This window comes from Ruminococcus sp. (genome assembly GCF_017650195.1).
Lineage (GTDB): Bacteria > Bacillota > Clostridia > Oscillospirales > Ruminococcaceae > Ruminococcus.
On the sequence record NZ_JAGCFH010000243.1, the window covers coordinates 1 to 12,533 of the forward strand.

A 12,533-nucleotide genomic window follows, 5' to 3' on the forward strand; every position below is an offset into this window, starting at 1 on the left:
AGGTATCTAATGTGCCACGGCTCGTAGCGGAATCCTGTATATTCCTCCTTGTCCTTAGGGTAGCGTATAATAAAGCCGTACTTATGGGCGTTCTGTGCGAGCCATTCGCATTCAGGAGTGCCTATAAAATCGTCGCTTATTGAGTTTACGTCTATTGCGAGACCTGTCTGGTGCTCAGAGTGACCTGCTCTTGCAGAATATGTATCCGCCTTAAGTGCTCCGTCGGCTGCAGCGTAGTTGTTGTATATCTGTTCCTGCGATTCATATGAACGATATCCGGAGGTGCAGACTATATTCAAACCGAGCTCTCTTGCGTCGCTGCTGAGATGAACGAAGTTTTCGGCTGCATTTTCGCTGAGTTCTCCGGGAGCAAAGTCCTTAGGCAGACTGTAGGTCTTGTTGACTATGAGTATACCGTCAATATAGGTAACTCCGTCGTGAACCTGAATAAGGTGTTCAGCAGCTGTTGAAACAACAGGAGCCGATGTGGTCGAAACAGTTGTTGTTTCGGCAGTTGATGTATCAGATACAGTATATGTAGAGGTTGCAGTGGTAGTAGTAATAGTAGTTGTAGTTGTTGTTGAAGTAGTTGTCGTTGTAGCAGTTGCTGTGGTAGTAGTCACAGGCTTGCTGTGGACTTTTACTTGAATATCAGCCCTGATATCAGGATTATCCATGCTCGATACGGTGATAATGCAGGAGCCCTCTGATACTCCGTAAACATTTCCCCACCTGTCAACAGAAGCAACTCCGGGATCTGATGAGACCCATACCTCAGTTATTGGAACTGCGGTATCAGGGAGAGTGTTTACAAAGGATATATCAAGAGTACCGGCAAGTATATCCATTTCATATTTTGTAAGTTTGATACCGAGAGGCTGCTTCGGGTCGGTTACCTTAACCTTTATCTCAGCCTTTACATCAGGATTCGACTTACTGATAACGGTTACTGTGCAGTTTCCGGGAGCTATGCCTGAGATAAGACCTTCCTTGCTGACTGTTGCGACGTCCTCATCTGAGCTTATCCATATTTCGCCCTTGTTTACTGCGTTTGCCGGCAGCATTGATACCATTGCTAAATCCTGACCGCCTGTAGGTATTATCATTTCTGACTTGTTTAGCTTTATCTCCCTCACTCTTGTTGGATCTGTTACAGTTACTTTTATATCAGCTTTTATTTCGGGATTGCTGGCACTCTGTACCGTAACTGTACATATTCCCTCTGATACTGCGGATATCCAGCCTTCGAAGTTTACTGTGGCTATGCTCTCATCAGAGCTTTTCCATTTCTCCGTCTTGTCGGCGGTCGCTGGGAGCATAGTTACCATTGATATGTCGCCCTCTCCGACATTGAGAGATATCTCGGTTTTGCTGAGCTTTATAGCGCTAACCTTGTTTGGGTCGGCAGTTACAGCTGTTGTAGTTTCAGTTGCAACAGTTTCAGTTGTGATAACAGTTGTCAGGCTTGATGCCTGATCAGCTGATGTAGCGGGAGCTGTGGTGGTTTCCGTACCTGATACTGTTGTTGAAGCTTCTGAGGTGCCGGATACTGTGACAGATGAAGATGCTCCCGTAGAAGTAGTCGCATTCGCTGTTGTGCTGACTGGAACATCCGAGGCCGTTGCGGCTGAGGCTGTCGTTACAGCTGCAGAAGTCGTTGAACCTGCCGATATTGTTGTTGCTGCAGCAGTAGTAGTTACAGTTACAGCCGTAGTTACAGACGTTGTCGTTTCCGGTTCCGACATATTTTTGAGATATGACTCGATTGAACGGGGAACGGTAACAGCTGTTGATATGTAAGCATAATAGGAAAGGATAGACGATGCGTCAACCGCGTCAATTAAACCGTCCATATTCACGTCGGCTGCTATCGTCTGTTTTGCCGAAAGTCCCGAGGAGAGTCCGCTTGATGTCTTGGAGTAAGCCGAAAGCACCTTTGAAGCGTCAGCTGCGTCGATATAATCGTTGTCGTTTACGTCGCCGAGCTTAATAGTGATAACGGAATCGGAGTCATCTGTCTGAGCCGTTTCCGAAGCTGTTGCGGCAGTAGATACTACAGTGGTCTCATTGTCGCTTGAGTTTTGTGGGGCAGTGTTTGTGCTGCTGTCTGCGGCAGAGGCTGAAGCAGCAGATACGCTGCACGCACAAAGCGCAAAGGACAGTACGTTTGCTATGATTCTCTTCGCTCTCATTATATTCTCCTTCTATGTTGCTTTCTGATTTTTGTACAGAAAACATAATTGATTTTGATTTCTTTGTTAAATATTGTACAAAAAAATCATATAATTATTATATCACATTATATTAATAAATGGAAGACGCATTGCAAAAAAATATCAATGATATACATTTTTTTGTGATTTCTCATAAAAAAGAGCTGCCCAGAAAGGGCAGCTCTTGAGAGTATTTCAGTTTATTTGTATGATTCGGGCAGTTCGGAGATAAGATTGAGGAGCTTTTTCTGTATGGAGGAAGCATCCGAGGTAGTAAGTCCGGAACCGTTTTCAAAAACGTCTCCGTTGATTATTCCCTGTTCTGTGATTCTCTTGTCGCTTGTGCCGTTAACGCCGTATTTGTTCGGGTTTGAAAGGCTCTGCATTATAAGAACAGCATCACTGAGGTCAAGATCACCGTCGCAGTTGACATCGCCCCATTTGGTGACCTTTGTTTCCTTCTGTGTAGTAGCTGATGTTGTAGTAGTGGTAGTAGTTGTCGTAGTAGTTGTTGTAGTTGTGGTTACGATTACCTCAGGTACTGCGTAGTATACTTCTATGCTGTCAACGGTGATAGTATCGGATTCGCCGTAGTAATATCCGAAAACTATATTGCTGTCAGGATTTACGGTATGCTTGTCGGGAGAGCTTCCAACTACCTCTTTAGGGAGTATCCACATTATCTCAGCTGACTTTCCGGCGCCGAGAACTACCGAGCTGACAGGCTCCTGATACCAGTATTTCTGTGCAGCGTTAGTAGTGCCCGTGCCTGTGCCGTATACCAGCTTCTTAACGTCGTTTTTGGCGGAAACGTCGAAACGGATAGCATAAACATCCATATCCTCCTCAATACCAAGGTCGGAGTATGATATCTCAAGATTCTTCTTTGAATCGGAAGAAGCCGTACAGTCAAGAGACTTACCTACAGTGGTTTTTACAGACTTGGTGTAGGGGATAGTTTTGGTTATAGTATAGGTAAGAGTTGCGCTTGTAATGGTAACGGGATCGCTTGAGGTTATCTCTGTGTACTTTGAAGCTTCCTTTGTGCCGTACCAGAACTGGAAGCCGATAGAGTCACCATTACCTATGGTTTGGTACTTCTGTACTTCCTCAGGTACATCCCATACACACTCGATATACTTTCCAGCTTCTTCGAGGGTAGTGCCCTCGCCGATATTTTTAAGACCGAACTTAACGCCCGCTTCTTCGAATTCCTCTCTGGAATCTTCGCCCATTTCGTTGTACCAGTAGCCTGCATCATCCTTGCCGTCGATGATACCACGCTTGGCGTACTCTGTATCTGCAGGCGAGCCCATTTCTACGTTAGTTCCGCAACCGTACATGAATTTATCTACGTCGAAATCAGCTTCGATTATTACTGAGAGTGAATCAATAGTGATACCCTCGCTGTCAACTATGCCGAAGTCTGAGTACTTGAATTTATGGCTGTTTATAGGCGTTGTATCTGTTATCTCTGTACCCTTTGCAGCATAATAATCCTCATCGTAGCCTACTGTGAGGTCGTAGTCAAGGTCGTCCAGCTGTTTTGAAACAGTTGCGGAAACTGTAGCAGTGCCGTCCTTGTTGTCCTTGAAGCTCCACTTTCCACTATTTGAACTACTTGACGAAGAAGAGCTGCTGCTTCCCGAGCCTGAGGATGATGAGCTTCCGCCGGTGAACTCAACATCGGTGAGAGTTACCGAGTTATCCACCATATCGCTCTTTGAGTTGTCCCAGTGAGCTGAATAATAGCATCTAAATTCAAATTTTCCGCCTGGCTTCGCACCTGCCTTTGTAAGGTCTATGGTAATGGTGCTGGAGGCTTTGTCGAGCTTGCAGGCGGTTCCTTCTACCTTTGAGTTCGTTCCGCCTTCCATCCATTTGCCACTCTTGTCAAGCTCTAGCCAGTAGGGAGAATCGGTGGTCGAGCAACCGAAGCCATAAGAAAAGCTCTGACCAGTGTAGCTTGTGCTGAGAGTGAATGTAACGCTCTTTGCACCTTCCTCTGGGATAGTTCCCTCATAGACAGAATCAACTTTCATGGTCTGGGATACACCCTTGTTCGCACTGAACGGTATCACTCCAGAGGTGGAAACAGCGTTTACTGTAGCCGGATAAGCTGGTAATACTGCTGCTGCCATAGTTAGACTTACTGCTGTGGCTTTTAGTCGTGTTGCGAAAGATTTGTTCATTACGTATCATCCTTTCAGATAAAATAATACAGCGCCATAAGCGCTTTACAGGGACATTATATCACATTCTGTTCATATATTTGTTACTAAACTGTTAAATTGTGGTGCAAATCTGCATAAAAAAATTAACTGTTATAAATAATTTGTGAAAAATCACTATCATTCAGCAGAAAAAATAAGCTCTGTCGCACATTAAGTGCGGCAGAGCCGTATTTTGCATTATCAACTACTATTTCCCAGAGCAGTAGTCGCTTCAGATTTCGGAGTCCTTGAAACGTTGACCTTTGATTTTACGACTGCCCATACGTCAGTATGGGTCTTGCATGAAATCTTGACGTCGATCTGGAAGAACTGAAGCGTTTCTTTTTCTATGCCGAAAAGATCTACCTCAGCCTGTAATTCCGAAGCTGTTATATCTTTAACCGTTTCTGCAGGACCAATGAGCTTGACTGTAAGGGTCTTGGTCTCTATATTATATATGTAATCGTTATTTGGCTCGTTTACCTTGATGAACTTTGAGATCGTTACTTCCTTTGAGTCAAGTCCTTCAGCACTGATAGCAAACTCAGTAGTCTCTGAGTCGTCAATGGCTTTAGTGCCTGCGGGAAGCCTCTTTGTGAAGTTGTAGGTCTTTGTAAGTTTGCCTATATCGAAGTCGTCCAGCTGTATCAGTATCTCGATGCTCTGCATTGATTCGATAGTTTCGGTATCGCCGATTAGAGTTACCTCGCTTGGCGTAAAGCTGGTATTCAGACTTTCTGGATCAAAATTCTCCGACGATGAGATGAATTTTGGCGTAAAGGGAACTGACTTCATAGCCATGACGTCTGCATTGATGTTTACAACGGACGGCGTGATGGTGATATGGTTCTGTTTCTGATCTATCTCCTTACCGTTGGCGTCAAGGAGCATTATTCTACTGCTTGTGAGATTGGATACAGATGAGGTCAGAACGATATTCTTGTCGTAGACGGCACAGCAATTATCTATATCTGCAAGCTTGGAGACGGGGCCGTTCACCGTTATCTCAACGGGATCGGGGTATATACCGTTTTCGTCTATATATTTGTTTTCGGGGATTTCCAGATTAGGGATATCCGCGTACAGATTAAAGGTCTCGGTGCTGAATTCGTCCAGTTCAAGAGTAACCATTGAAGGCTCGGTCTGAATGCTTTTTATGGCGATATTCTCGTCTTTTGGCTTGACTTTTATTGAAAGCGTCTGCGGTCCGGCAATACTGATATTGCTGAAATCCACGTAAGCCTCCACAGTTTTGGCGTTTAGCCGATTGTAATCCGTAAGGCTGCATTCAAAACTGATATCTATATATTGTACGTCTTGATTGATTATCTCAAGATTGTTATCGCCTGCAGTTGTTCCCTTTGTATTGAGTACGAGAGGGAAATCCTTTATGGTAACTGTTTTGGTGGGATACTTTGTTATGGTGATTATGAACCATGCTGATACGGCACAAAGGAAGGCAAGTATTATTAGTTTGGCGTTGCTTTTGGATTCGTAAAGCTCACGTTTGCTTGCTTTTTTCAGCATTATGAATTTCATTTTTTCTTCCTCCTTTCGGAGAATGAAGAAAATAACTTCTTTTCGCCGATAAGAATCTCCTTCTTGTCGTTGAAGAGCGTGTCCTCAAGGATACTTTTCAGCTTGTCACGGGTATAATCCCTTGTGAGCTCGCCATTGAGTGCAACGGAAATCTGTCCGGTCTCTTCAGAGACTACTATAACTACCGCGTCGGAGTTCTCGCTCATGCCTATGGCGGCTCTGTGTCGCGAACCCAGCTTCTTATTTATCAGAGCGTCTTTTGCCGGCTTTGGTAGGAAGCAGGAGGCAGCGAGTATAATACCATCTCGCATTATCACCGCTCCGTCGTGAAGTGGAGTTTTAGGGTAGAATATATTTCCGAATATCTCCTTGCTCGGTTCGGCGTTGAGTATAGTACCTGTTTCGATTACCTCACCGAGACGGACCTGCCTTTCAACTACTATGAGAGCGCCAGTGCAGCTTGCAGAGAGCTCCACGCAGGAATCGCATATAGCGTCTATGGCGCTGTCCCACATCATTTTAACCTCGTTGGTATTCTGACCTAGACCGAAAAGACGTATACCGAATTTGCTTCGGCCTGCCTTTTCCAGAGCTCTTCTCAGCTCTGGCTGGAATAGTATGAGCATAGCGATAACGCCTACATTGAGCACTTTCTCGAGAAGGTAGTTGGTCGCTTTAAGGTGAAATGGGTTTGAGAAGGTCTGGGACTTATAGTCTCTGCTGATATAGTATCCTGCCACAAGGAATATTATGCCCTTGATTAGCTGACCTGCTCTTGTTTCACGTATGAGTTTGAGAAGCAGATAGAAAACATAAGTGAGCAGAAGGATATCTATTGCGTCCACGAGGGAGAACGTACTTAAAGCGCCGAAAAAAAGACTGAATGTATCACTTAAAAGACGGAACATTATATAAACAACACCCCCTTGGGGAAAGATTGCACTTACTTATTTACCAGGTATATTACACTATGCCGGCTGGAAGTTCTCCTGAGTCAGAGCCACATAGAAAATTTACCAGTTTCCTTTTATGTAGTATGAGGACAGCAGTCCTCATAGCTGACTGCGCAATACGCATATATTATTATTGTACCACAAATTCAGATTTTTTCAATACTTTTTTACGAATTTAGTAAATTTTTCAATATTTTAACATGATATACGATTTTTCTAACTTCTGCTTCGGTATTGAATACAGACGGCGAAAAGCGAACCGTTCCGTCTTTTGTGCCGAGAGTTGCATGGGCGAGAGCTGCGCAGTGATAGCCTGCACGGAGACATAAGCCCTTTTCCGCAAGTATTGCGGCTGCTTCCTCGGAGGTGAGGCCCTCCACGCAGAAGGAGACAATGGGAGCGTATCCTGAGCTGTTGCCACGCAGTATTCTGATACCAACGGTGTTTTTTAGACCGGATATGAATAGAGAGCAGAGCTTTTCCTCATGTGAGCGAAGTCTGTCCATGCCATAGGAGTTTATAAATCTTATCCCTTCGCCGACTGTGACTGCTCCGATGATGTTGGGCGTTCCGCTTTCAAGACTGTCCGGCAGAAGTGAGGGTTGAAAGAGGCTGAGGGAACTGCTGCCGGTGCCACCCTGTATGATTGGCTTTATCGGATATTTCCCGTCGGTTAGCAACAGTCCAGTGCCTGTTATGCCGTAAAGCCCCTTGTGCCCCGAGGTACAGAGGATATTTATCCCGTCGGAGAGCTTTATATCGTATATTCCACACACCTGTGAGCCGTCGGCTATAAAACATATATCGTGCTCTCTGCACAGCTCCGCTATATTGCGGTAGGGGAGGAGCTGTCCCGTCACATTGCTTGCAAGAGTGCATACTATGGCTTTTGTATCACTACGTATGAGTCTACGGAAGCTCTCCATTGTTTGTTCATCGTCAGGGTAGACCTCAGCCACGGAAAGAGTTACCTGCTTTTTTATCGCAAGTGCAGCTGCAGGACGGGCAGCGGAATTGTGCTCCATGCTGCTGATTATTATATGACCGCCATTAGCCATGATACCTTGTATCGCCATATTCAGCGCGTGAGTACAGTTCAGTGTAAATACAGTATTTTCTGGTTCTGCGCCAAAGAAGTCGGCAGCTGTCTCTCTTGCAGAGTATAGCGCTTCTGAGGTGCGCATCGCCAGTTCGTGACCGCCTCTGCCGGCGTTTCCACCGTATATTCTTATTGCTTCAGATGCAGCTCTGCATACTGAGGCAGGTTTGGGAAAGGTAGTGGCAGCGTTGTCAAAGTTTATCATCTTCTGTGACACCGCCGTTCCTGATGGAGTATGGGATACCGTACATATCCAGCACTTCCGCAGCTTGGCTGCAATCCCTGCTTACAGCCAGTGAGAAGCCACAACTGCTGCCTGAGCTTTTTTCACGTCTTTTTATGGTGCATGGATAGCCTCTTGCCCTCAGCAGACGCTGTGCCTTGACCGCATAGGTATAGGAGGGCATATCCAGTATACAGTTCGTCAAAAGAATCACCCCTGACTGCTACGTTTGCGCAGTTCAGCAGGATCTGCGGTACATTACAGTATATGAAAAAAAGTCACTTGCTGATATTGTTCACTATAATATTTTACATGTGTTTACATATAACTGAAAAGCCCGTATTGTAAATTTCTGACAATACGGGCTGCCTGTATTAGTACAATAGGAGGAACTTAAAAGCTATTTTTCAATATTCAATGGAGTTCCGTTGAATTTCATGCCTTCCTGCCCATTATTATATAATAGCTTTTTTATCAGAGCTGATCTGCAATGTCAAGAACAAGGCGTTCTGTTTTTTTCCAGCCGAGGCAAGGGTCTGTAATTGACTTTCCGTAGACGTTTTCGCCGATTTTCTGCGCTCCGTCTTCAATATAGCTCTCTATCATAAGTCCCTTTACGAGATTTTTTATATCCTCGCAGTGGCGCATACTGTGGAGCACCTCCTTGGATATTCTTATCTGTTCGAGGTACTGTTTGCCAGAATTCGCATGGTTGGTGTCCACGACAAGAGCTGGATTTTTGAGACCTTTTTCAGCGTAGAGCTGAGCAAGACCGTATAGGTCCTCATAGTGGTAATTGGGGAAGGACTGACCTCTGTCGTTGACATAACCTCTAAGTATGGCATGAGCGTAGGGATTGCCGTCGCTGCGCACCTCACAGCCTCTGTATATGAAGGCGTGATGATGTTGAGCGGCAGTTATGGAATTCATCATTACTGAGATATCGCCGCTAGTGGGATTCTTCATACCCACTGGTATCTCAACTCCGCTGGATACCAGTCTGTGCTGCTGATTCTCGACGGAACGAGCTCCGATAGCGATATAGGAGAGCAGGTCGTCAAGATAGCTGAAATTCTCGGGGTAAAGCATTTCGTCAGCCGAGCTGAAGCCTGTTTCCGAAAGAGCTCTCATATGAAGGTTTCTTACGGCTATGATACCACTTTTCAGGTCGGGCATTTCCGTGGGATTCGGCTGATGCAGCATTCCCTTGTATCCGTCTCCTGTAGTTCTCGGCTTACCGGTGTATATACGCGGAATCATAAGTATCTTGTCACTGACCTTTTCCTGTAGTCCGCGAAGTCTTGTTATATAATCGAGTACGCTTTCCTCGGAATCTGCGGAGCAGGGACCTATAACGAGTATGAATTTCTGCGATTGTCCGCTGAATACTTTCTTTATCTCCTCGTCACGACTAGCCTTTCTGTCCCTGAGCTCCTGTGAGAGCGGATAAGCTGACTTTAGCTCCGAGGGATGAGGCAGTTCTCTTACGGTATTAAGTGCCATATTTATACTTCCTTTTCTGTGTGATATATCACGCTTTCAGCCAGTCAGTGCCGAAACGCATTGCAAGCTGATCGCAGAGCACAAGAGCTGTTATGCTGTCTGCGACTACTCTTGCGCGGTGTACTATAGCCGGATCATGACGTCCCTTTATGCATAGCGTCGTATTGCCAAGGGTGTTTATGTCTATTGTCTGTTGTTCTTTATAAATGGAAGGAGTTGGCTTTACTGCCGTTCTGAAAAGTATGGGCAGACCTGTTGTGATACCGCCGAGTATGCCGCCGTTATTGTTGGTGGATGAGGAAATAGCGCCATTTTCAGAACAGAAGCAGTCGTTGCATTTGCTTCCCAGCATATCAGCTGCTGCAAAGCCTGCGCCGAACTCCACGCCCTTGACTGCCGGTATGCTGAAAAGTGCATGAGCAAGAACGCTTTCAAGAGAGTCGAACCAAGGTTCACCTACGCCAGCCGGAACACCTGTTACTGCTGTTTCCAGCCTGCCGCCTACACTGTCTCCGTCCTCCTTAGCAGCTGTTATGGCAACCTGCATCTCCGCAGCTTTAGCTTCGTCAAGCACTGCAAATTCCATATCTCCGAGCCTGTCGATATCATCGATAAGGTCTTCAAATGAACGGTCGTATACACTGCCGCAGGAAAGTATATGAGTGCCTATCCTTATTCCCTTGTTACGCAGAGCGGTTATGGCAACGGATCCTGCTGCGACTATCCCTGCGGTTATCCTTCCCGAGAAGTGACCGCCGCCGCGAAAGTCCTGAAAGCCGTGATATTTCATATTTGCCGAAAAATCAGCGTGCCCCGGACGAGCCTTATATGCGAGCTCACCATAGTCCCTGCTTCTTGTGTCTTGATTTTCTATTATTAATGTCATGGGAGTACCTGTAGTTTTTCCGTTAAATACTCCGCTTACTATCCTTACCTTGTCTGCTTCCCTGCGTGCTGTGGAGAGAGCTCCCACAGACTGGCGGAGCTTCATCTGATGAGCGATAAAGTCCTCGTCAACAGCAATTCCCGGAGCCATACCGTCAAGCACGGCGCCTATGGCTTCACCGTGGCTCTCGCCAAAAACCGTGACTGAAACGCTTGAACCGAATGTGTTTTTCATGATCTCATCTCCTAAATGCTTATGAGCTCCCCGAACTCTGTTCAGGGCAATGACCGCCTTATAGCGGTTACTGAGTACATATTAAATTATAACATCTCCCGGGAGCTGTGTCAACAGAACAATTTAACGATTTGCAGATTAAAAGTGCTAAAGTAAATAGTGATTCTGACTATCTGAGGGACAAAAAAGCTGCTGTCCTCATGGACAGCAGCCTTAGGGTTTACTGTAATTCCAGCTCAGGTTCGCTGACAGTAATAACGTCTTCACTCTCGAATCTGATTATCTCGATCTCGGGAACATTATATTTTTCCATCTTGTTTTCTTTCCTTTCTTTATTGTGTAACATAAGCCAAAGCGGCTTGTGCGTAAACGTAGGTTGCCTTTGCCATATCGGTGAGAAGCGTGTTATCCTTGGCATTCGAGTTGTTCAGTACTCTGTGAACATAGGACAGGGCACTGCAGCTGTAATCGGTGCCGCCGATTGTGATCTTGTGTGCAGTGCTGAGCTGCTGAGCGCAGATATTTGGGATCACATAGTACTTGTTTCCGCCCTTGTACCTGGGCTTTACTGTCTCATCGTCGATAAGCACATCATCGCTTTCAGTGTAGATCCTTAAAGCAGCTGCGGAATTGAGCACCAGTGAGAGCTTCACGTCGGAGCCGAGGTCTGTTGCGTAATCGCTTACGCTGTCTGCGGTCACATTCTCGATACCGGCAATTGTATTGCTGGTGCCGTTGAAGTAATTCTCGGCAGCCTTGCAGTAATTTTCAAGTCCGTCAACAAGAGCTGCAAGAGTGGGAGCCGAATACATTTCGTGCTTCTTGATCTGGTCGATATAGCCGTAAACTGTGCAATCCACCTGTGAGTGGTTGCAGAGTCCGTAATAATTATCGCATATTATGAGGCGCTTGCCGTCCTTGTCGTAAGCCTTGAGAGTTATCTGCTCATTGCCCTGAGTTGCGTTTATGGGATATGAGAACTTGTAATATCCGTTGTCCTGTGTAAAGCCTGTAAAATCGGTATATACTCTGTCACCATTTGGACCGCTCATTACGACCTTTGCAAGATTCTCGCAGGTTTGGAGATAAACATTTACTCCAATATTTCCATCAAGAGTAACGCTGTTGCCTTTAACTATGCATATACTTGGTTCAAGAGCAGTGCAGTCACGGAACATATCAGAATTATTATCGTTTGTATCAAAGCCAGTAACGTCAATGGATTCAAGGCTTGAACAGTCGCTAAACATACGATACATGTTTTGTACCTTTGATGTATTGAAGCTACTTACATTAAGTGATTTAAGATTACTGCAACCACAAAACATATATTCCATATTTATGACTTTTGAAGTGTCAAAATTACTGAGATCAAGTGATTCAAAACTGGTACAAAAAGCAAACATTTCTTGCATACTTTCGACATTTGATGTGTCAAAACTTCCGAGATCAAGTGATTTGAGACTGCTGCACCATTTAAACATAGCGTACATGTTTTTGACATTTTCTGTGTCAAAGCCTCTCATATTAATCGATTCAAGGCTTGTACAACCATAAAACATCTCGTGCATATCTGTGACATTTTGGGTATTTAAATATCCCAGATCAACAGATTTAAGGTATTGACAGCCTTCAAACATATTGTTCATATCTTTTACATTACTTGTATC

The 12,533-nt window shown here is 45.1% G+C and carries 9 protein-coding genes; all 9 read right to left on the reverse strand.

Annotated features, from left to right (window positions below; all coding sequences use genetic code 11):
* Positions 1 to 2,192 (reverse strand): D-alanyl-D-alanine carboxypeptidase family protein (locus J6U00_RS11010; RefSeq protein ID WP_296581832.1); only part of this gene is annotated, 2,192 nt, incomplete at its 3' end.
* Between the two features lie 221 nt (positions 2,193 to 2,413).
* On the reverse strand, positions 2,414 to 4,405 hold the full coding sequence (locus J6U00_RS11015) for a DUF5620 domain-containing protein (RefSeq protein WP_296581834.1): 1,992 nt from the start codon (positions 4,403 to 4,405) through the stop codon (positions 2,414 to 2,416).
* 222 nt (positions 4,406 to 4,627) lie between these two features.
* On the reverse strand, positions 4,628 to 5,965 hold the full coding sequence (locus tag J6U00_RS11020; protein ID WP_296581836.1) for a CdaR family protein: 1,338 nt from the start codon (positions 5,963 to 5,965) through the stop codon (positions 4,628 to 4,630).
* The gene (gene cdaA, locus J6U00_RS11025) at positions 5,962 to 6,873 is read right to left on the reverse strand and encodes a diadenylate cyclase CdaA (protein WP_296581838.1); all 912 of its coding nucleotides are present in this window, start codon (positions 6,871 to 6,873) and stop codon (positions 5,962 to 5,964) included. Before cdaA ends, J6U00_RS11020 begins: the two co-directional genes overlap by 4 nt.
* Before the next feature lie 212 nt (positions 6,874 to 7,085).
* Positions 7,086 to 8,222, reverse strand: coding sequence for an aminotransferase class V-fold PLP-dependent enzyme (locus J6U00_RS11030; protein ID WP_296581839.1), 1,137 nt, complete (start codon positions 8,220 to 8,222; stop codon positions 7,086 to 7,088).
* Positions 8,209 to 8,445: a putative Se/S carrier-like protein gene (locus J6U00_RS11035; protein WP_296581841.1), complete on the reverse strand. Its 237-nt coding sequence runs from the start codon at positions 8,443 to 8,445 to the stop codon at positions 8,209 to 8,211. Before J6U00_RS11035 ends, J6U00_RS11030 begins: the two co-directional genes overlap by 14 nt.
* Positions 8,446 to 8,714: 269 nt before the next feature.
* Positions 8,715 to 9,743: a 3-deoxy-7-phosphoheptulonate synthase gene (locus tag J6U00_RS11040; RefSeq protein WP_296581843.1), complete on the reverse strand. Its 1,029-nt coding sequence runs from the start codon at positions 9,741 to 9,743 to the stop codon at positions 8,715 to 8,717.
* Positions 9,744 to 9,771: 28 nt separating this feature from the next.
* On the reverse strand, positions 9,772 to 10,863 hold the full coding sequence (aroC, locus tag J6U00_RS11045) for a chorismate synthase (protein WP_296581845.1): 1,092 nt from the start codon (positions 10,861 to 10,863) through the stop codon (positions 9,772 to 9,774).
* Between the two features lie 332 nt (positions 10,864 to 11,195).
* Positions 11,196 to 12,533 (reverse strand): BspA family leucine-rich repeat surface protein (locus J6U00_RS11050; RefSeq protein WP_296581848.1); only part of this gene is annotated, 1,338 nt, incomplete at its 5' end.

Coding starts and splice junctions, on each gene's coding strand:
- J6U00_RS11015 (WP_296581834.1), bottom strand. CDS start 4,405: ATGAACAAATCTTTCGCAACACGACTAAAAGCCACAGCAGTAAGTCTA.
- J6U00_RS11020 (WP_296581836.1), bottom strand. CDS start 5,965: ATGAAATTCATAATGCTGAAAAAAGCAAGCAAACGTGAGCTTTACGAA.
- cdaA (WP_296581838.1), bottom strand. CDS start 6,873: ATGTTCCGTCTTTTAAGTGATACATTCAGTCTTTTTTTCGGCGCTTTA.
- J6U00_RS11030 (WP_296581839.1), bottom strand. CDS start 8,222: ATGATAAACTTTGACAACGCTGCCACTACCTTTCCCAAACCTGCCTCA.
- J6U00_RS11040 (WP_296581843.1), bottom strand. CDS start 9,743: ATGGCACTTAATACCGTAAGAGAACTGCCTCATCCCTCGGAGCTAAAG.
- aroC (WP_296581845.1), bottom strand. CDS start 10,863: ATGAAAAACACATTCGGTTCAAGCGTTTCAGTCACGGTTTTTGGCGAG.